Origin of the sequence: Cronobacter sp. JZ38, from assembly GCF_008932145.1 — a bacterium.
GTDB classification, from domain to species: Bacteria; Pseudomonadota; Gammaproteobacteria; order Enterobacterales; family Enterobacteriaceae; genus Cronobacter; species Cronobacter muytjensii.
The window spans coordinates 1,277,203-1,296,106 of sequence record NZ_CP017662.1; the positions used below are offsets into that span (position 1 = coordinate 1,277,203).

An 18,904-nucleotide genomic window follows, 5' to 3' on the forward strand; every position below is an offset into this window, starting at 1 on the left:
GGTTTTATGAGCGAAAGGGCGGAACACCTGGCCCCGCCTGATGTCATCTTTACGCCGCCAGCAGCTCTTTGGCGTTCGCAAGCGTGTTGCGCGTAACCTCGCTGCCGCCGAGCAGACGAGCCAGCTCCTGCAGGCGCGCTTTTTTATCGAGCGGCTGCATATGGGTTTCTGTCATCGCGCCGTCCGTTTCTTTGCTGACAAAGAAGTGATGGTGCCCGCAACCCGCCACCTGCGGCAGGTGGGTGACGCACATGACCTGCGTTGACTCGCCAAGCTGGCGCAGCAGTTTACCGACCACAGCCGCGGTCGGGCCGCTGATGCCAACATCCACTTCATCGAAAATCAGCGCCGGGGTTTCCATCTTACGGGCGGTAATCACCTGAATCGCGAGTGCGATACGGGAGAGCTCGCCGCCAGAAGCCACTTTGGCGAGCGGTTGCAGCGGCTGGCCTGGGTTCGTCGAGACGCGGAAATCGATGCGATCCGCGCCTTCCGCTGTCAGGTGGTGCTCTTCAAACAGCACGTCAATCGTAAACTGACCGTGCGGCATTGACAGCGAATGCATACTGTCAGTGATGAGCTGCGTCAGTTCGCGCGCATAACCCACGCGGCTTTCGTGCAGCTCGCGGGCCACCGCCAGCGCCTGCTGGTGATGCTTGTTGACCGCGAGGGTCAGGGTTTCCAGGCAATCGGCCTGGTCATCCAGCTGCTGCTGTTCATCAAGCAACTTCTGGTGGAACGCGGGCAGCTCTTCCGGGGCGATATGGTGCTTACGCGCAAGCGTAATCTGACGGGAGATGCGCTGCTCCAGCTCATAAAGACGGTTCGGGTCGAGATCCAGACGCTCGCAGTAGTGACGCAACTCGTCACTGGCTTCACTCAACTGGATGGCGGCCTCTTCAAGCATATTCAGCACGCCGGAGAGTTTATCATCCATGCCGACCAGTTCGGTCAACAGGTTGCGCGCGCTGTAGAGCTGGCTTTGAAGGTTAGCGTCTTCCGCGTCGGCCAGCAGGTTTAATGCCTGCTGGCTGGTAGAAAGCAGCTGCCCGCTGTTGGCTAAACGTTTGTACTCTTCATCGATTTGCTCGAACTCCCCTGGCTGCGGGTTGAATTCGTTGAGCTCTTTTAACTGGTAATGCAGCAATTCGGCACGGGCGGCGCGCTCCTGGCTCTGCTGCTGATGCAGGGCCAGATCGCGGCAGCTCTGATGCCACTGACGATAGCTCTGAGCCATTTGCGCCATGAGCGTGCTTTCGCCCGCATAGCCGTCCAGCAGACGTTTCTGGTGCTCAGGTTTCAGCAGGAGCTGGTGGGCGTGCTGGCCGTGGATTTGAATCAGTAACTGACCGAGCTCGCGCAGTTGCGAGAGCGGCACGGCGGTGCCGTTGATAAACCCGCGCGAGCGTCCATCGCTGCTGATGACGCGGCGCAGCAGACATTCGCTGCCGTCTTCAAGCTGGTTTTCTTCGAGCCAGCGCAGCGCGGCAGGGGTGTCTTTCAGGGAGAAACGCGCGCAGAGATCGGCGCGGCTGGCGCCAGCGCGTACCATGTCGCCTTCCGCGCGGCCGCCGAGGCACAAACCCAGCGCATCAATCGCGATGGATTTACCGGCGCCGGTTTCGCCGGTGATGGCGGTCATCCCGGCGTTAAAGTCGATTTCCAGTTCACGAACGATAGCGAAGTTACTGATGGTTAATTGTGCCAGCATAGCCACCTTCCTGTATAAACTCACAGAGCTGTAATTGCATACAGTATAAACTGGTTTTATATACAGTAAAGTGGCTAGCGCTGGTTTCAGAATAATTTTTTTGACCAGCCGAGCTTCGAGCTTAATGTATTGAAATAGCTGTAGTCTTTAGGGTGAATAAGATTCAGCGGGTAGTCGCAGCGGCGGATAAAGACATCTTCGCCTTCCTGAATAGGCAGCGCTATCTGGCTGTCGCAGCTGATCTCCAGATCGCTGCGCATGTTGGAAAAGCGCAGGCGGATGGTGCTGCTGCTGTTAATGACGAGCGGGCGCGCTGACAGCGTGTGAGGGAACATGGGCACGAGCGTAATGGCGTCGAGCGATGGCGTCAGGATCGGGCCGCCGGCGGAGAGCGAATAGGCGGTCGAGCCGGTGGGCGTGGAGATTATCAGCCCGTCCGAGCGCTGGGAGAACGCGAATTTTTCGTCGATATAGACTTCAAATTCAATCATATGCGCCACTTTTCCTGGGTGCAGCACCACTTCGTTAATGGCGGTGCTGATGCGCTTCTGGCAATTTTTCTGGCAGACCTGAGCCTCCAGCAAAAAGCGTTGCTCGCGGATGTAATGGCCTTCAAGCACGTCCGCCAACTGCTGCTGCGCGTTATCCGGGTCGAGATCGGTGAGAAACCCAAGATTGCCGCGGTTAATGCCGATGACGCTAATATCGTAGCGCGCCAGTACGCGCGCGGCGCCCAGCATATTGCCGTCACCACCGACCACCACCGCCAGATCCGCCTGCTGGCCGATTTCCGCCAGTGTGCCGGTGCGGGCGTCCCTTAACTTTAACTCTTCGGCAATCTGCTGTTCGATAATGACCTCATAGCCGCGATCTAAAAGCCAGCGCCAGAGCATTTCGTGGGTCGTCAGCGCGGTAGGGTGGCGTGGATGGCCGACAATACCGATGCAGTTGAAATGGTTATTCATTTTCCTGGTCATCCTTATAGGCGTGGAAAGGGGGACAATCTGTCTGCTTCCCTTGAAACCCGCAAACTGATCCCCATAATAATCCAGGTTAGCGATACGAATGCATAAACGCGGAGAATTTCATGAGTAGTAAAGAACAGAAAACGCCTGACGGGCAAGCCCCGGAAGAGATCGTCACGGAGCAGCATGAAGAGGTTGAGGCTGTGGAGTCTGCCGAATCTGCTGAGCAGGTGGATCCGCGCGATGAAGAGATTGCCCGGCTGCAGTCGGAGTTAGCGCAAGCCCAGACCCGCGAGCGCGACAACGTGCTGCGCATGAAAGCGGAGATGGAAAACCTGCGCCGCCGTACCGAGCAGGATATCGAGAAGGCGCATAAGTTCGCGCTGGAAAAATTCATCAACGAGCTGCTGCCGGTTATCGACAGCCTTGATCGCGCGCTCGAAGTGGCGAACAAAGAAAACCAGGATATGGCCGCCATGGTGGAAGGGATCGAACTGACCCTGAAATCCATGCTGGACGTGGTGCGCAAGTTCGGCGTGGAAGTGATTGCCGACACCAACGTGCCGCTGGATCCGAACGTGCATCAGGCTATCGCTATGGTGGAGTCGGAAGAGGTTTCTCCGAACCACGTGCTGGCCGTGATGCAAAAAGGCTATACCCTGAATGGCCGTACTATCCGCGCTGCAATGGTGACCGTCGCGAAAGCGAAGGCGTAAGCCGCGCAGTAACAAAAAAGGCCAGTCATCGCGACTGGCCTTTTTTATGGGCGGAGCAGTTAACTGCCTTCCACGCTCTCGCGCAGCGGTTTCACCGGTGTGACCCGCACCTGCTTAATCATATTCTCCTGCACATCGAGAATATCGATGTCGTACTGATGCAGACGCAGGCGAATACCGGCGGAAGGGATATCTTCCAGCGCTTCGAGGATCATGCCGTTGATGGTGCGGGCTTCGTCCTCCGGCAGGCGCCAGTTAAAGGCTTTGTTGATCTCGCGCACGTTGGCGCCGCCTTCGATAATCACCGAGCCGTCGTTTTGCGGCGTGACCTCTTCGGCAAGCGTCGGCGACATTGACGTGGTGAAGTCACCGACGATCTCTTCGAGAATATCTTCTACCGTCACCAGCCCCTGAATATCGCCATATTCGTTGACCACCAGGCCCACTTTCTTTTTATTGCGCTGGAATTTCACCAGTTGGACGCTGAGCGGCGTGCCTTCCGGCACGTAATAGATTTCATCGGCGGCGCGCAGCATCACCTCTTTGGTGAACTCTTTTTTCTCATTCATCTGCCGCCAGGCTTCGCGGATGCGCAGCATGCCGATGGCGTCGTCGAGCGACTCGCGATAGAGCACGATGCGCCCGTGGGGCGAGTGGGTGAGCTGGCGGACAATGGATTTCCAGTCGTCGTTGATATCGATGCCCACGATATCGTTGCGCGGCACCATGATGTCGCTGACGCTGACCTTTTCCAGATCCAACACCGACAGCAGCATGTCCTGATTGCGGCGCGATATCTGCGAGCGCGACTCATGCACAATGGTGCGCAGTTCATCTTTGCTGAGCGCGGCGCTGACGACGTTATCCGCCTTGATACCGACCATGCGCATCAGCAGGCGCGTAATCGTATTCAGCAGCCAGACCAGCGGCATCATCACGATTTGCAGCGGCCCCAGCAGGAAACTGCTCGGGAAGGCGACTTTCTCCGGGTAGAGCGCCGCGACGGTTTTCGGCAGCACTTCGGCGAAAATCAGCACCACAAAGGTGAGGACGCCTGTGGCGATCGCAACACCGGCGTCGCCATAGAGGCGCATACCGACGATGGTCGCCAGCGACGAGGCGAGGATATTGACCAGGTTATTGCCGATTAACACCAGGCTTATCAGGCGATCGGGCTTGCGTAGCAGGCGCTCCACGCGTTTTGCCGCGCGATTCCCCTGCTTCGACAGGTGCCGAAGGCGGTAGCGGTTGAGGGTCATCATGCCGGTTTCGGAACCGGAGAAATAAGCGGAGACCACCACCATCACGATAAGCGTTACGATGAGCGTGGTGGTTGAGATATGTTCCAAACGCGTTGTCCTTAGATGTGTGACTCGTTAGCCGGCGAACTGCTGAATGACCCGGCTGCCGAAATAGGCCAGCGTCAGCAATGCGGCGCCCGCGACGTTAAACCACACCACGCGGCGACCGCGCCAGCCTTCATGATAGTGTCCCCAGAGCAGGATGATATAGACAAACCATGCGACGATAGACAGCACCGCTTTGTCGATATTCTCCATGCTGAACATATTGTGAAGATAGAACAGGCCGGTGCAGAGCGTCAGGGTCAGCAGCACGACGCCGACCTGGGTGATATGAAACATTTTGCGCTCGATGCCCATCAGCGGCGGCATCTCGGCGCTGAAGACCAGCTTTTTGTTTTTCAGCAGATAGTCTATCCACGCCAATTGCAACGCGTAGAGCGCGGCGATGATGAGCGTCGCGTAAGAGAAGAGCGACAGGCCGATGTGCACCATCATGCCAGGCGTGGTCTCAAGGTGCGTAATGTATTCATTCGGCACGAAGGTCGCGAACGCCAGATTGATCAGCGCGAAAGCATAGACAATCGGCAATAGCAGCCAGCCGCGATTTTTCGAGGCGACAATCGTCATCACAGTGCAGATCATCAGGCTTACCAGCGAGCCGACGTTCAGCAGGCTGAGATTCTGCCCGCCGCTGCCGTTCGGGAAAATTCGGCTTTCCAGCGCGACGGCGTGACAGACGAGCGCTATCACCGCCGAAAGTATCGCAAGGCGGCGCCACGCGCTGTTCTTGCGAAGCAGGCCGGGAATGATAAGCGCCAGGCTTACCGAGTAGGCGACAAGCGCCAGCAGTGAAAAAACAGGCATATAGGATGTCGGTTTAGCCAGAAGAGAAAGAGAAGCAGTATAGCGTTACGCGCCGCCTGCTCCAACCGTTGCATCACAACCAGGGCGGCTTCATGTTATACTGCGCCTCATTCGTACTCGGTGTCGCTGCGGCGGCCTAAAGTTACCCTTGGGCAAGAGATCATGTTTGATAATTTAACTGACCGTTTGTCGCGCACGCTGCGCAATATCAGCGGCCGTGGGCGCCTGACTGAAGACAACATTAAAGAGACCCTGCGCGAAGTGCGCATGGCGCTGCTGGAGGCGGACGTCGCGCTGCCGGTAGTGCGCGATTTCATTAACCGCGTAAAAGAGAAAGCGGTAGGGCACGAAGTTAATAAAAGCCTGACGCCAGGCCAGGAGTTCGTAAAGATCGTTCGTAACGAACTGGTGGCGGCGATGGGCGAAGAGAACCAGAGCCTCAACCTGGCCGCGCAGCCGCCCGCCGTGGTGCTGATGGCGGGCCTGCAGGGCGCCGGTAAAACGACCAGCGTCGGTAAGCTCGGTAAATTCCTGCGCGAAAAACACAAGAAAAAGGTGCTGGTGGTTTCCGCGGACGTTTATCGCCCGGCGGCGATCAAACAGCTCGAAACGCTGGCGCAGCAAGTGGGCGTGGATTTCTTCCCATCCGACGTGGCGCAGAAGCCGGTCGACATCGTGAACGCGGCGCTGAAAGAAGCGAAGCTGAAATTCTACGACGTGCTGCTGGTGGATACCGCCGGTCGTCTGCACGTCGACGAAGCGATGATGGACGAAATCAAGCAGGTGCATGCGTCTATCAAACCGGTGGAAACGCTGTTTGTAGTCGATGCCATGACCGGCCAGGACGCCGCCAATACCGCGAAAGCCTTTAACGAAGCGCTGCCGCTGACCGGTGTGGTGCTGACCAAGGTGGACGGCGACGCCCGCGGCGGTGCGGCGCTCTCCATTCGTCATATCACCGGCAAACCGATTAAATTTCTCGGCGTCGGCGAAAAAACCGAAGCGCTGGAGCCGTTCCATCCGGACCGCATCGCGTCGCGTATTCTCGGCATGGGCGACGTGTTATCGCTTATCGAAGATATCGAAAGCAAAGTCGATCGCGCCCAGGCGGAAAAACTCGCCACCAAGCTTAAAAAAGGCGACGGCTTCGACCTTAACGATTTCCTTGAGCAGCTCAAGCAGATGAAAAACATGGGCGGCATGGCGAGCCTGATGGGCAAGCTGCCGGGCATGGGGCAACTGCCTGACAACGTGAAATCGCAGATGGATGACAAAATCCTGGTGCGCATGGAGGCCATCATTAACTCCATGACAATGAAAGAGCGCGCGAAGCCGGAAATCATCAAAGGCTCCCGTAAGCGCCGTATCGCGGCAGGCTGCGGGATGCAGGTGCAGGACGTTAACCGCCTTCTGAAACAGTTCGACGATATGCAGCGCATGATGAAGAAGATGAAGAAAGGCGGTATGGCGAAGATGATGCGTGGGATGAAAGGCATGATGCCGCCGGGCTTCCCTGGCCGCTAAACAGAGAAAAATCAGGCTATTTTATTTGCCATTTTCGCCCCGGGGTGTGCTCGGAATGCTCACGTACTGCGTGTACGCTCCGCTTCCTGCGCGCACGCCGTGACGAAACTGGCTGCAACGATATACGCCTGATTGTCCTCTGTTGCTATATGCAGATTGCTTTTTCCTCAGAAATCAGTAAAATTTTCGGGCTTTTAATATGACGCCGGGCTCCGTTCCTCGATGGGGCCCGGTGTTTTATTCACACAAGAGGATGTTATGGTAACTATTCGTTTAGCACGTCACGGCGCGAAAAAGCGTCCGTTCTACCAGGTTGTCGTTACTGATAGCCGCAATGCACGCAACGGTCGCTTCATCGAGCGCGTTGGTTTCTTCAACCCGATCGCGAACGAGAAAGAAGAAGGCACCCGCCTGGATCTGGATCGTATCGAACACTGGGTTGGCCAGGGCGCTACCGTTTCCGATCGCGTTTCCGCGCTGATCAAAGCAGCAAAAAAAGCAGCTTAATCTGTCACGGTGGTCATGATGAGCAAGCAAGACGCCGCTAAAGCCCCCGTTAACCCGATTGTTCTCGGGAAAATGGGTTCTTCTTACGGCATTCGTGGTTGGCTCAGAGTGTTTTCCTCCACCGAAGACGCCGAAAGCATTTTTGACTATCAGCCCTGGTTTATCCAGCAGGCGGGTCAGTGGCAGCAAGTACAGCTGGAAAGCTGGAAGCACCACAATCAGGACATGATCATCAAGCTGAAAGGCGTTGACGATCGTGATGCCGCGAATCTGCTGACCAATTGCGAAATTGTCGTGGATTCTTCGCAGTTGCCGGACCTCGAAGAGGGCGACTACTACTGGAAAGACCTTATCGGTTGCCAGGTGGTCACCACGGAAGGGTACAGCCTTGGTAAAGTCATCGACATGATGGAAACCGGGTCGAACGACGTTCTCGTCGTGAAGGCAAACCTGAAAGATGCGTTTGGTATCAAGGAGCGGTTACTTCCGTTCCTCGATGGGCAGGTTATCAAGAAAGTCGATCTCGCTACTCAAATGATTGAAGTAGATTGGGATCCTGGTTTTTAAACCTCCGGACAAACGGTAATAAACGGCGCTATGTGGATTGGCATAATCAGCCTGTTTCCTGAGATGTTCCGCGCGATTACCGATTACGGGGTAACTGGCCGGGCAGTAAAAAATGGCCTGCTGAGCATCGACAGCTGGAGTCCTCGCGACTTCACGCACGACCGGCACCGTACCGTGGACGACAGGCCCTACGGCGGCGGACCGGGGATGCTAATGATGGTGCAACCCTTGCGGGACGCCATTCACGCAGCGAAAGCCGCGGCAGGCGAGGGCGCAAAGGTGATTTACCTTTCACCTCAGGGACGCAAGCTTGATCAAGCGGGCGTCAGCGAGCTGGCGACGAACGAGAAGTTAATTCTGGTTTGTGGCCGCTACGAAGGGATAGACGAGCGCGTTATCCAGACCGAAATTGACGAAGAATGGTCAATCGGGGATTACGTTCTCAGCGGTGGCGAGCTACCCGCCATGACGCTTATCGATTCGGTTGCCCGGTTTATTCCAGGCGTACTGGGTCACGAGGCGTCGGCAACGGAAGATTCCTTTGCCGATGGGTTGCTGGATTGTCCGCACTATACCCGGCCTGAAGTGTTAGAGGGGATGGAAGTACCGTCAGTATTACTGTCGGGCAACCATGCCGAAATCAGACGCTGGCGCCTGAAGCAGTCGCTGGGCCGTACCTGGCTTAGAAGACCTGAACTTCTGGAAAACCTGGCTCTGACTGAAGAGCAAGCAAAGTTGCTGGCGGAGTTCAAAACCGAACACGCGCAACAGCAACATAGACATGATGGGACTGGCGACGCGTAAGCCGCCACCCGAAACATCAGTTTACCCAGGATAAGAGATTAAATTATGAGCAACATTATTAAGCAACTTGAACAAGAGCAGATGAAGCAGGACGTACCTTCCTTCCGTCCGGGTGATACCGTGGAAGTGAAAGTATGGGTTGTTGAAGGTTCCAAAAAACGTCTGCAGGCATTCGAGGGCGTGGTTATCGCTATCCGTAACCGCGGTCTGCACTCTGCATTCACTGTTCGCAAAATCTCCAACGGCGAAGGCGTTGAGCGTGTCTTCCAGACTCACTCTCCGGTAATTGACAGCATTTCTGTTAAACGTCGTGGTGCTGTACGTAAAGCTAAACTGTACTACCTGCGTGAGCGCACTGGTAAGTCTGCTCGTATCAAAGAGCGTCTTAACTAAGATTCGCTTAAGCGACATCCGATATAAAAAGGGCTGGCCTGCGGGCTGGCCCTTTTTTTGTCCTGAGATTACGCAGCACAGTGTAAAGACCACGTTTTTCCTTCCCTTTACGTTAACTTTCCAGCGCTGAATCATTTACAATAAGCCTCCATTTCTGGAGGTGCAGTGGGCAGCAACGTCTTTTATCGGTCAGGGTTTCGCTACCGCGCGGCTATGCTTGCGCTGTTCGCGATCCTGCTGATTGTGGTGGCGCCGCTTATTTCTGTCAGCCTGCAAAAAGACCCCATGAGCGCGATGCCCGGCATGCACCACGAGATGGTGATGGATGAGATGCCGGCGATGATGCATGCTGAAGAGCATCATCATGAGATGTCTTCGTCTGCGCCCGCCTCCCTGCCTGTCGACCATGCCGAAGCGTGCGGCTACTGCGTTTTGCTGGCGCATGCGCCTGGCCTGTTGCTGGCCCTTACGCTGCTGGTCTCGTTTATTCTGCAACGCGTCCGGCTTCCGGTTGCCCGACCGGTGGCCAGACACTGGCGCTTTTATCCGCGTCTCTGGCCTGATACCCGCGCGCCGCCGCCCACGTCTGCTTTTTCCTGCTAAGAATCCCCTGCGCTCAGGCGCAGCGATACCTTCTGCTTTTAAAAAAGGAAAAGTATGGCTTCCTGCACCCCGCGCGCGGCATGGATAAACCTGCTGCGACGCCTTCATTTCTATATTGGTCTGTTTATCGGGCCGTTTATCTTTGTGGCGGCGCTGACCGGCACGCTGTATGTCGCCACGCCGCAACTTGAAAACTGGGCCTATCGCGACGTGCTGTATGGCACTACGTCCGGCGAACGTCAGCCGCTGGCGCTACAGGTGGCGGCGGCGGAACAACGCACCGGCGGGCACCTGCGCCTTTCGGCGGTGCGTCCGGCGTTAGCCCCTGGCGAGACAACGCGCGTGATGTTCGCCGATCCGGCGCTTGGCGAGTCAGAATCACGGGCAGTGTTTATCGATCCGGTAACGCTTAACGTGAAGGGCGATGTGACCGTTTACGGCACCAGCGGCATTTTGCCCCTGCGTCAGTGGATAGACTACGCGCACCGCTCGCTGCTGCTGGGCAACGCGGGCCGTGTCTACAGTGAACTGGCGGCGTCATGGATGTGGGTGGCGGCGCTTGGCGGCATCGCGCTCTGGTTTTTTACCCGTCCGAAGCGACGCCTCAATAACGCTTTCCAGAATACACGCCGCCTGCATACCGGTCTCGGCTGGGCGCTGCTTGCAGGCATGCTGTTGTTCTCTGCGACCGGGCTTACCTGGTCACAGTGGGCGGGCGCGAACGTGGATAAAATGCGCGCCGCGTTTGGCTGGCTCACGCCTCAGGTGAACACGCAACTGCATGGGGGCGCCCAGCCGCACGATCCGCACGCGGAGCATCATATGCATCACGGCGCCATGAACATGCCTGCGCCGTCCATCGACGCGCGCCTGTATGACCGCGTGCTGGCGGCGGCGAGAGGCGCTGGTATTGATGCCGATAAGCTTGAGATCCGACCGCCGCGCGAGGCGGGGCGCGCCTGGACCGTGACAGAAATCGATCGTGCCTGGCCCACGCAGGTGGATGCGGTGGCAGTCGACGGCGCCTCGCTTCACGTCATCGATACCACCCGCTTTGCTGATTATCCGCTGATGGCGAAGCTGACGCGCTGGGGCGTCGATTTCCATATGGGGGTGCTGTTTGGCCTGCCAAACCAGCTGTTGCTGGTCGCGTTTGGCATCGCGCTATGCGTTGCGATTGTACTCGGTTACCGCCTCTGGTGGCTGCGCCGTCCGCAGGGGCCGCTCGTCAGTCCCGCTGCGACGCTGAGTCAGGGCTGGCTGAATCTGTCGCGCGTCTGGCGTATCGTCATTCTGATGGTAGCCGTACTGCTGGGACTGGCGCTACCGGTAATGGGCGTAAGCCTCGCTATACTGCTGATAATGGATTACTGGCGCTGGCGGAAGGGGCGCTGCAAACCTCTCGCGCAAAACGCGCCATAACGCAAGGCGGGGAGACCCGCCTTTTCGTTTCTGTAAAATAATTATTACACTTAAAGGCGCAATTCCTGCGATTTATTTCGCTAATGTAAAGTTATCGGTACGTATTCTGGATTGAAATCTTTACCGCGTGTGGTATTGTTAAATCCTCCTCGCTGAGGAACCCCTATCGCAACGAGCAAACTTACAGGATCGCCATCATGCAAAAAGACGCGCTGAATAATGTTCATATCGCCGATGAACAGGTATTAATCACTCCGGATCAACTCAAAGCCCAGTTTCCGCTAACCGTTGAACAGGAGGCGCAGGTAGCGCGCTCTCGCCAGACTATCTCCGATATCATCGCTGGTCGCGATCCGCGTTTGCTGGTGGTGTGTGGACCTTGCTCGATCCACGATCCTGAAGCCGCGATTGATTATGCTCGTCGTTTTAAAGCCCTGTCTGAACAGGTCAGCGATAGTCTCTATCTGGTTATGCGCGTCTATTTTGAAAAGCCCCGTACGACGGTGGGCTGGAAAGGGCTGATTAACGATCCGCATATGGATGGCTCGTTTGATGTGGAAGCGGGCCTGAAAATCGCCCGTAGCCTGTTGGTGGAACTGGTAAGCCTTGGGCTGCCGCTCGCGACCGAAGCGCTCGACCCGAACAGCCCGCAATACCTGGGCGATCTCTTTAGCTGGTCCGCGATTGGCGCGCGTACCACTGAATCGCAGACGCACCGCGAAATGGCGTCTGGTCTTTCAATGCCGGTCGGCTTTAAAAACGGCACCGATGGCAGCCTCGCCACCGCGATTAACGCCATGCGCGCCGCCGCGATGCCGCACCGTTTCGTCGGCATCAATCAGGCAGGCCAGGTCTGCCTGCTGCAAACCCAGGGCAACCCGGACGGCCACGTGATCCTGCGCGGCGGCAAAGCGCCTAACTACAGCCCGGCGGATGTCGCGCAGTGTGAAAAAGAGATGGAGCAGGCGGGGCTGCGCCCGGCGCTGATGATTGACTGCAGCCACGGCAACTCGAACAAAGATTACCGCCGCCAGCCGGGCGTCGCGGAATCTGCGGTGGCGCAGATTAAAGACGGCAACCGGTCTATCATCGGCCTGATGATTGAGAGCCATATTCACGAAGGCAATCAGTCGTCCGAACAGCCGCGCAGCGCCATGAAATACGGCGTTTCCGTGACCGATGCCTGCATCAGTTGGGAAACCACAGAAACGCTGCTGCGCGCGCTGCATCAGGATCTGCAAGGGGCGCTCTCCGCGCGCCTGGCGTAAGGGGTTAACGATGGTGGCTGAACTGACCGCACTGCGCGATCAAATTGATGAAGTGGATAAGGCGCTGCTGGGACTGCTGGCGCGCCGTCTGGAGCTGGTGGCGGAAGTTGGCGAAGTAAAAAGCCGTTACGGCCTGCCGATTTACGTGCCGGAGCGTGAAGCCTCCATGCTGGCATCGCGCCGTGAAGAAGCCGAAGCGCTCGGCGTACCGCCGGATCTTATCGAAGATGTGTTGCGGCGCGTGATGCGCGAGTCGTACTCCAGTGAGAACGATAAAGGGTTTAAAACGCTTAACCCGGCGCTGCGCCCGGTAGTGATTGTCGGCGGCGGCGGGCAGATGGGCCAGCTGTTTGAAAAAATGCTGTCGCTCTCCGGCTATCAGGTACGGATTCTGGAACAACAAGACTGGCCGCAGGCCGCGACGCTGTGCGCCGACGCCGGTATGGTTATCGTCAGCGTGCCGGTGCACCTGACGGACGCCGTTATCCATAAACTGCCGCCGCTGCCGGAAGATTGCGTGCTGGTGGATTTAACGTCGGTGAAAAACGTGCCGCTGCAGGCGATGCTGGAAGTTCACTCCGGCCCGGTGCTCGGCCTGCACCCGATGTTCGGGCCGGACAGCGGTAGCCTCGCCAAACAGGTGGTGGTTTACTGCGACGGGCGTAAGCCTGAGGCATACCAGTGGTTCCTTGAGCAAATCCAGGTCTGGGGCGCGCGACTGCACCGCATCAGCGCCGTAGAGCACGATCAGAACATGGCGTTTATCCAGGCGCTGCGCCACTTCGCGACGTTTGCCTATGGCCTGCATCTGGCTGAAGAGAATGTGCAGCTTGAGCAGTTGCTGGCGCTCTCCTCGCCCATCTACCGGCTGGAGCTTGCGATGGTGGGCCGGCTCTTTGCGCAGGATCCGCAGCTATACGCGGATATCATTATGTCGTCGCCGGGCAATCTGGCGCTGATTAAACGGTACTATCAGCGTTTCGGCGAGGCGATTGGCCTGCTGGAGCAGGGCGATAAACGCGCGTTCATTGACAGCTTCCGTAAAGTCGAGCACTGGTTCGGCGATTATGCGAAGCGGTTCCAGCAGGAGAGTCGCACGCTGCTGCGCCAGGCGAACGACAGCCGCCAGTAACGCAAAAGCCGCTTATACTCAAAAGCCAGTGGGCCAGTCCGCTGGCTTTTTTTTATGGCGAAAAAGGATGAACGAAATGGCGCAACCGCAGCTGTTGTTTGATTATACTGGTCACCTGCCGGAATGCCCGACCTGGGACGCCCAGGAGCAGGCGCTCTACTGGGCCGATATCCTGGAGCAGGAGATCCATCGCTATCATCCGCACAGCGGTGAACACCGGGTCTGGCAGTTTCCGGAAGAGGTGGGCTGTTTCGCGCTGCGCGAGAAGGGCGGCTTTATCGTCGCGCTGCGCAGCGGCATCTGGCTTGCCGACGAGCGCGGCATTCTGGGGAGGAAAATTTGCGATAATCCCAATAACCCGGCGCTGGCGCGTTTTAACGACGGCGGCACCGATCACGACGGGCGCTTCTACGCCGGCACTTTCTGGGCGCCGGGCGATTATAAAGGCGCGCTGCTGGTGCGCGTTGATAGCGATCTGAGTGCTCATGTGATCCAGAGCGATATTCACGGCGCGAATGGTCTGGCGTTCAGCCCGGACAAGCGCTGGATGTATACCTCAGATACGCCGAAAGGCGTGATTTATCGCACGCCGCTGGATGAGCAGGGCGAGCCATGCAAGCGCGAGGTATTCAGAACCTTCGGCGAAGGCGAAGGCATACCGGACGGCGCGGCGCTGGACGTCGAAGGCTGTTACTGGACGGCGCTGTTTGATGGCCACCGCATCGCGCGGTTCTCCCCGCAGGGCGAACAGCTTGAAGAGCACCGGCTACCGGTGCGCTGCCCGACAATGGTCTGCTTTGGCGGCCCGGAGATGAAAACGCTCTATATCACCACCACGCGTGAAAATATGGAGCAGGAGGAGCTGGCGCAGCGTCCGCTCTCAGGCGCGATTTTCACGCTGGAAACGCATGTCGCCGGCGTGCCGAAGCCGAAATTTAAAGGGTAAGAAAAGCGGCCGGTGCGCCCGGCCGCGTATCGTTATGCCGGGTCGACCGGCACCACGTTTTCGCTGGGGTAGCAGCCCAGCACTTTCATCGACCGGGTTATCTCCGTAAGCTCCTTCAGCGCCAGCTGCATCGGCACGTCGTGGAGATTCGCCTGGATATCCAGATAAAACATCTCTTCCCACGGGTTGCCGTTAATCGGGCGCGACTCCAGTTTCGTCATAATCAGATTATGATTTCTCAGCACCAGCAGCGCCTCGACCAGCGCGCCAGCCTGTTGTCCGGTCGCCATCAGCAGCGTGGTTTTCGCCGGTACCTGATCGGAAACGTTGATAGCCTTACGGGCCAGCACTACAAAGCGGGTGATGTTTTGCGTCTGGTTCGCGAGATTGCGCTCCAGCACCTGCAGACCATACAACGCGCCGCCCGCCTCGCTGCCGAGTGCGGCGACATATGGCGAATTCGCATGCGCCACTTTCTCCATCGCCGCGGCGGTGCTTTCGCAATATTCGATTTTCCAGTTCGGGTAGCGCTTGAGGAACTGGCTGCATTGCTGGAATGGCTGCGGGTGACTGTAGACGGTTTCGATTTTCTCAAGCGTGGTGGAGGTGGCGACCAGCACGCAGTGGTCGATAGGCAGCGTCAGCTCGCCGACAATCGACAGGCTGGTGTGTTGCAGCAAGTCATAGACGTCGTTAATGGCGCCAGAACTTGTGTTCTCAATCGGCACCACGGCGTAGTCCGCCTGGCCAGTTTCGACCTGGTTGAAAATATCGTGGAATTTCGCGCAGCCGCTTTCGATAAATTGATCGAAATGGCGGGCGGCGTACTGACGGGCGGCAAGGTGCGAGTAAGAGCCTTTCGGGCCGAGGAACGCGACGCGGGCAGAGTGCGGGTTCGTCTGGTTCAGATGTTGCTGGAGGAGCGCCTGCTGGGTGAGAACGGAATCTTCGATGATGAGCTGAAACAGCCGGGTGATGTAATGCGCGTCAAGATGATGGGTTTTCCCGAGATTAATCAGCCGCTCCAGCAGATCGCGTTCACGATCGATATCCCTGACCGGACGATGGGTGGCGAGCTTCGCTTTCCCCACCTCAACCGCCAGCGCCCGGCGTTGCGCCAGCAGGGCGAGTAATTGTTCATCCAGCGCGCTGATTTTATCGCGCAGGGCCAGCAACGGGTTTTCCGCAGTCATAACGCCACCTTGTGTATAGCCATAAAAAAGGCCCCCCGGAGTGGGAGGCCTGTTAGTTCGTCTTCGCTTGCTTTCTGATACGACGACACGCCTCCCGTTCAGGGGAAGGTAAAAAAGAAAGCGAAGAAAAACGGGTGTTGTTTCATGAGTGTTTCCTTAAAAGCCTACCGGTAAAGTACCCGCTCCCTTTTTGTTCTGTCAATAAAAAACGCGCCCGAAGGCGCGTGGTAAAGGATGACGCTGGGGGTATTTACTCTTCTTCTTCGACTTCAGCGAAGTTGGCGTCTTTCACCGAGCCGGTGGTACGGCGGGCTTCACCTTTGTGCTGGACTTTGTTCAGTTGCCTTTCCAGCTTGTTAATTAATTCATTAATGGCCGTGTACATATCTTCATGTTTGGCGCTGGCGACCAGGTGGCCATTAGGCGTATTGATGGTGGCATCAGCGACGAACCCCTGGGGTTCTTTAGATAAAATGATATGCGGGTTGATCAGATGAGTTTGCCATTTTTCAAGTTTGGCGAGACGGTCGGCGACGTGCTGGCGGATAGCGGGGGTGATTTCCATCTGTTTGCTGGTAATGTTCATTGTCATAAATGTTACCTCTTGTCTTTCCCGTCTTGGTAATTTTAGCATAACCGCCCCTGCGTCAATTTGTGTGATTGAGATCACTTAAATTTGTCACATTTTGTCAATGAAACGCTTTTGTGAGGCAGGACAGGAAGAGGGCAGATTTCCCTTGTCGCCCTTGTGAAAAGCGGTCATAGTTGATGAGTTAACTCGCCTGTGGCCTTCGCACAAACCTTCAGCAATACCGCCTTTCTAATCATTTTTTAGCAATTTTCTGAACGTACCTTTTTTAAGAGCTCCTCGAAATTGTTGCGTTAAGCAATAATGCGCGTTAATTCTGCCCGAACTCGCAGGTCTTCACTTAAAAAGGATTGTTATGAAAGCCACCTTCCGGCTGACGACGCTTCGTCGGCTCGCTTTATGCGTTACGCTCGCCTGCGGCGCGAGCCCGGCCCTCGCCGCGTCTTTTGACTGCGATAAAGCAGGCACGCCTGTCGAACACGCCATCTGCCAGCAGCAGGCGCTCGGCGAACTCGACAGTAAAATTAACGATGATTATCTGCGCGCGATGGGCAGCCTGCCGGCGCAGGACGCCACGGCGTTGCGTACTGAACAGCGCGCCTGGCTGAAAAACCGCAACGCCTGCGCGGGCAGCACGAATGAGATACGGGCCTGCCTGACGGCCACAATGAAAACGCGCGCGGATGCCCTAAACGATATCGCGCGCCATGCCGCGCATGGCTTTGACGCAGCGGTCAGCTTAATTCCGGATTCACCGGTTAACGCAGCCGACAAGCTACGCGCGTACCAGACGCCGCTCGCGTCGGCGTGGCTGGTCTATCTGAACCATTTCATGCCAGCCAGCGGCGTCACGGCGCAGGAAGCCAGCAAACGCCACCAGATGGCGCTGGATGGCCTGAAGGACGATGATTTCGCTTACGCGATAATGAAGGATATCGAAAAGGATCCGAAAGAGAGTAAAGACAAGGCGGTACTGACGCTGCTGCGCATGAATATAGAAAGAATGGATTATCAGTGGGCTGACGACGATGACCGGCCTTATGTGCACTGTTTTATTTTTGCAGCGCAGGGAGAGGCGGCCTATGAGGCGTTCGGTTCGCTTTATGGTTCAACGCGCGACAGCGCCGCGCCGATTTGTAAACCGCAGGATGTGATTTTCGACGCGCCAGCGTGGACTGCACTAAACGAGGCATTCAGCGAGCCTTTAGCGAAAGCCAGCGAAGGGGCGGGGACTATCCAGCACGCCAGCTATGCCGACTGGCGGATGTTTGAATTGCATGTGACGGTGAAGCCGGAAGACTATCTCAACGCTGCGGCTCAGGTTAAAAAACCGCGAGATTCCGAACAAGAGATCCGCGAGTGGAAAGATGAAGCCGCATGGCCGAAAGCGCAGCGTGAGAAAGCGCTGGCGGCGCTGGAGCCCGCGCGTAAAGCGACGCAAGCGTGGCTGCAAAACGATCGCGGCTGGACGGCTGATAATGCCCGCAAAGGCGCCGACAACATTGTGGGTCAGTGGCTTGATGACCGGGTGATTTTTATTGACGGCTCCGGCTGGACAGGCGAGTAAACGGTATAAAAAAAGCCAGCCCCACGGGCTGGCTTTTTATGCTGAAATGACAATCAGGAGCCGGTGTTATTGGCCGCGATGATTTTCGCTACTTTATCAGCCTGCGCGTTGAGCTGCAGCTCGCGATAGGCGTTTTCCATCAGGCCCAGCCCTTCGCGGGTCGCCTGAGTATCCGGGTAATCACGCAGCATCCCTTCCACACGGTTAACAACCGCCACCCACGCGCCGCGTTTGGTGTAATATTGCGCAACGGAAAGCTCATATTTGGACAGGCGGTCTTTCAGATAGACCAGACGTTTAGTCGCGTCAGTCGCATACTGGCTCTGCGGATAGCCGCGTACCAGTTTTGAGAAGTCGCGGAACGCGTCGCGCGCATGCTGCGGATCGCGGTCGCTACGATCGACGCCGAAGAAGCCCTGCAGCGCGCTGTCGTCAAGCGCCATATTGGTCAGGCCACGCATGTAAATGACGTAGTCGATATTCGGATGCGTCGGGTTGAGGCGAAGGAAACGGTCAATAGCGGCCTGGGCCAGCGGCAGATCGGCATTTTTATAATAGGCGTAGATCAGATCCAGCTGCACCTGCTGAGAATAAGGGCCAAACGGATAACGGTTATCTAACGCTTCCAGTTGCGTTATTGCCGCTTTCCAGTTACCGTCCTGCAGCTTTTGCTGCGCAGTCGCGTAGATCTCTGAAGGCGGATTATCGGGCACCTCTTCCTTAGAACCGGAGCAGCCCGCCAAAGCCAGGCTCAACGTGGCGGCTGCCACCAGATATTTCATGCGCGTCATGACGTTTTGACTTTCCTCAGATGTTATGCGGGAGTTTC

General features: G+C 56.9%; 20 protein-coding genes and 1 other annotated feature. Of the genes, 12 read left to right on the plus strand and 8 right to left on the minus strand.

All coding sequences use genetic code 11. The features are described 5' to 3' along the window. Positions 1-49 precede the first annotated feature (49 nt). Together recN and nadK are read right to left on the minus strand one after the other, a co-directional pair. On the minus strand, positions 50-1,711 hold the full coding sequence (gene recN, locus BJP61_RS06055; RefSeq protein WP_038868293.1) for a DNA repair protein RecN: 1,662 nt from the start codon (positions 1,709-1,711) through the stop codon (positions 50-52). An 86-nt stretch (positions 1,712-1,797) separates the two neighbouring features. Beyond that, entirely contained in the window at positions 1,798-2,676 is an 879-nt protein-coding gene (gene nadK, locus BJP61_RS06060; protein ID WP_038868296.1) for an NAD(+) kinase, read from the minus strand. 122 nt (positions 2,677-2,798) lie between these two features. Between nadK and grpE the strand changes: the two genes are divergently transcribed. Beyond that, positions 2,799-3,392, plus strand: coding sequence for a nucleotide exchange factor GrpE (grpE, locus tag BJP61_RS06065; RefSeq protein WP_038868299.1), 594 nt, complete (start codon positions 2,799-2,801; stop codon positions 3,390-3,392). Positions 3,393-3,451: 59 nt separating this feature from the next. Here the strand turns inward: grpE and BJP61_RS06070 are convergent, their stop codons facing one another. Next, positions 3,452-4,741 carry an HlyC/CorC family transporter gene (locus BJP61_RS06070; RefSeq protein ID WP_038868302.1) on the minus strand — a complete coding sequence of 430 codons (1,290 nt, stop codon included), beginning with the start codon at positions 4,739-4,741 and terminating at the stop codon, positions 3,452-3,454. Positions 4,742-4,768: 27 nt separating this feature from the next. Next, entirely contained in the window at positions 4,769-5,560 is a 792-nt protein-coding gene (locus tag BJP61_RS06075; protein ID WP_038868304.1) for an inner membrane protein YpjD, read from the minus strand. Between the two features lie 162 nt (positions 5,561-5,722). On the opposite strand from BJP61_RS06075, the gene ffh reads away from it, so the two are divergent. From ffh to BJP61_RS06125, 10 genes are all read left to right on the plus strand, one after another. Beyond that, entirely contained in the window at positions 5,723-7,084 is a 1,362-nt protein-coding gene (gene ffh / locus BJP61_RS06080; protein ID WP_007681558.1) for a signal recognition particle protein, read from the plus strand. A 258-nt stretch (positions 7,085-7,342) separates the two neighbouring features. Further along, positions 7,343-7,591, plus strand: coding sequence for a 30S ribosomal protein S16 (gene rpsP / locus BJP61_RS06085; protein ID WP_004385557.1), 249 nt, complete (start codon positions 7,343-7,345; stop codon positions 7,589-7,591). A gap of 18 nt (positions 7,592-7,609) precedes the next feature. After that, on the plus strand, positions 7,610-8,158 hold the full coding sequence (gene rimM, locus BJP61_RS06090; RefSeq protein ID WP_038868306.1) for a ribosome maturation factor RimM: 549 nt from the start codon (positions 7,610-7,612) through the stop codon (positions 8,156-8,158). Positions 8,159-8,188: 30 nt separating this feature from the next. Further along, a complete protein-coding gene (gene trmD, locus BJP61_RS06095; protein WP_038868310.1) occupies positions 8,189-8,962 on the plus strand; it encodes a tRNA (guanosine(37)-N1)-methyltransferase TrmD in 774 nt (257 codons plus the stop codon). Between the two features lie 45 nt (positions 8,963-9,007). Then, complete coding sequence (gene rplS / locus BJP61_RS06100; protein ID WP_038868320.1) at positions 9,008-9,355, plus strand: 50S ribosomal protein L19; 348 nt, start codon at positions 9,008-9,010, stop codon at positions 9,353-9,355. A 165-nt stretch (positions 9,356-9,520) separates the two neighbouring features. Next, the gene (locus BJP61_RS06105; RefSeq protein ID WP_171998002.1) at positions 9,521-9,958 is read left to right on the plus strand and encodes a DUF2946 domain-containing protein; all 438 of its coding nucleotides are present in this window, start codon (positions 9,521-9,523) and stop codon (positions 9,956-9,958) included. Between the two features lie 54 nt (positions 9,959-10,012). Further along, the gene (locus BJP61_RS06110) at positions 10,013-11,380 is read left to right on the plus strand and encodes a PepSY-associated TM helix domain-containing protein (RefSeq protein WP_171998003.1); all 1,368 of its coding nucleotides are present in this window, start codon (positions 10,013-10,015) and stop codon (positions 11,378-11,380) included. A 197-nt stretch (positions 11,381-11,577) separates the two neighbouring features. Beyond that, the gene (gene aroF / locus BJP61_RS06115) at positions 11,578-12,648 is read left to right on the plus strand and encodes a 3-deoxy-7-phosphoheptulonate synthase AroF (protein WP_038868326.1); all 1,071 of its coding nucleotides are present in this window, start codon (positions 11,578-11,580) and stop codon (positions 12,646-12,648) included. 10 nt (positions 12,649-12,658) lie between these two features. Then, a complete protein-coding gene (gene tyrA / locus BJP61_RS06120; RefSeq protein ID WP_075192834.1) occupies positions 12,659-13,780 on the plus strand; it encodes a bifunctional chorismate mutase/prephenate dehydrogenase in 1,122 nt (373 codons plus the stop codon). Between the two features lie 76 nt (positions 13,781-13,856). Beyond that, the gene (locus BJP61_RS06125; protein WP_075192833.1) at positions 13,857-14,726 is read left to right on the plus strand and encodes an SMP-30/gluconolactonase/LRE family protein; all 870 of its coding nucleotides are present in this window, start codon (positions 13,857-13,859) and stop codon (positions 14,724-14,726) included. A 32-nt stretch (positions 14,727-14,758) separates the two neighbouring features. On the opposite strand, the gene pheA is transcribed toward BJP61_RS06125, so the two are convergent. From pheA to raiA, 3 genes are all read right to left on the minus strand, one after another. After that, a complete protein-coding gene (pheA, locus tag BJP61_RS06130; RefSeq protein WP_038868333.1) occupies positions 14,759-15,919 on the minus strand; it encodes a bifunctional chorismate mutase/prephenate dehydratase in 1,161 nt (386 codons plus the stop codon). A 21-nt stretch (positions 15,920-15,940) separates the two neighbouring features. Beyond that, positions 15,941-16,066: a sequence feature (Phe leader region), on the minus strand. Beyond that, positions 16,018-16,065 carry a pheA operon leader peptide PheL gene (pheL, locus tag BJP61_RS06135; protein WP_171999258.1) on the minus strand — a complete coding sequence of 16 codons (48 nt, stop codon included), beginning with the start codon at positions 16,063-16,065 and terminating at the stop codon, positions 16,018-16,020. (Overlaps the previous feature by 48 nt.) 103 nt (positions 16,067-16,169) lie before the next feature. Continuing rightward, positions 16,170-16,511 carry a ribosome-associated translation inhibitor RaiA gene (gene raiA, locus BJP61_RS06140; RefSeq protein WP_004385565.1) on the minus strand — a complete coding sequence of 114 codons (342 nt, stop codon included), beginning with the start codon at positions 16,509-16,511 and terminating at the stop codon, positions 16,170-16,172. A 352-nt stretch (positions 16,512-16,863) separates the two neighbouring features. Here raiA and BJP61_RS06145 point away from each other — a divergent pair, with 352 nt between their 5' ends. Further along, positions 16,864-18,075: a lysozyme inhibitor LprI family protein gene (locus tag BJP61_RS06145; protein ID WP_171998004.1), complete on the plus strand. Its 1,212-nt coding sequence runs from the start codon at positions 16,864-16,866 to the stop codon at positions 18,073-18,075. A 53-nt stretch (positions 18,076-18,128) separates the two neighbouring features. On the opposite strand, the gene bamD is transcribed toward BJP61_RS06145, so the two are convergent. Next, complete coding sequence (gene bamD / locus BJP61_RS06150) at positions 18,129-18,866, minus strand: outer membrane protein assembly factor BamD (protein ID WP_038868337.1); 738 nt, start codon at positions 18,864-18,866, stop codon at positions 18,129-18,131. Positions 18,867-18,904: the final 38 nt, after the last annotated feature.

Coding starts and splice junctions, on each gene's coding strand:
- rplS (WP_038868320.1), top strand. CDS start 9,008: ATGAGCAACATTATTAAGCAACTTGAACAAGAGCAGATGAAGCAGGAC.
- tyrA (WP_075192834.1), top strand. CDS start 12,659: ATGGTGGCTGAACTGACCGCACTGCGCGATCAAATTGATGAAGTGGAT.
- ffh (WP_007681558.1), top strand. CDS start 5,723: ATGTTTGATAATTTAACTGACCGTTTGTCGCGCACGCTGCGCAATATC.
- raiA (WP_004385565.1), bottom strand. CDS start 16,511: ATGACAATGAACATTACCAGCAAACAGATGGAAATCACCCCCGCTATC.
- nadK (WP_038868296.1), bottom strand. CDS start 2,676: ATGAATAACCATTTCAACTGCATCGGTATTGTCGGCCATCCACGCCAC.
- BJP61_RS06145 (WP_171998004.1), top strand. CDS start 16,864: ATGAAAGCCACCTTCCGGCTGACGACGCTTCGTCGGCTCGCTTTATGC.
- trmD (WP_038868310.1), top strand. CDS start 8,189: ATGTGGATTGGCATAATCAGCCTGTTTCCTGAGATGTTCCGCGCGATT.
- rimM (WP_038868306.1), top strand. CDS start 7,610: ATGAGCAAGCAAGACGCCGCTAAAGCCCCCGTTAACCCGATTGTTCTC.
- rpsP (WP_004385557.1), top strand. CDS start 7,343: ATGGTAACTATTCGTTTAGCACGTCACGGCGCGAAAAAGCGTCCGTTC.
- BJP61_RS06125 (WP_075192833.1), top strand. CDS start 13,857: ATGGCGCAACCGCAGCTGTTGTTTGATTATACTGGTCACCTGCCGGAA.
- BJP61_RS06110 (WP_171998003.1), top strand. CDS start 10,013: ATGGCTTCCTGCACCCCGCGCGCGGCATGGATAAACCTGCTGCGACGC.
- bamD (WP_038868337.1), bottom strand. CDS start 18,866: ATGACGCGCATGAAATATCTGGTGGCAGCCGCCACGTTGAGCCTGGCT.
- BJP61_RS06075 (WP_038868304.1), bottom strand. CDS start 5,560: ATGCCTGTTTTTTCACTGCTGGCGCTTGTCGCCTACTCGGTAAGCCTG.
- pheA (WP_038868333.1), bottom strand. CDS start 15,919: ATGACTGCGGAAAACCCGTTGCTGGCCCTGCGCGATAAAATCAGCGCG.
- aroF (WP_038868326.1), top strand. CDS start 11,578: ATGCAAAAAGACGCGCTGAATAATGTTCATATCGCCGATGAACAGGTA.
- recN (WP_038868293.1), bottom strand. CDS start 1,711: ATGCTGGCACAATTAACCATCAGTAACTTCGCTATCGTTCGTGAACTG.
- grpE (WP_038868299.1), top strand. CDS start 2,799: ATGAGTAGTAAAGAACAGAAAACGCCTGACGGGCAAGCCCCGGAAGAG.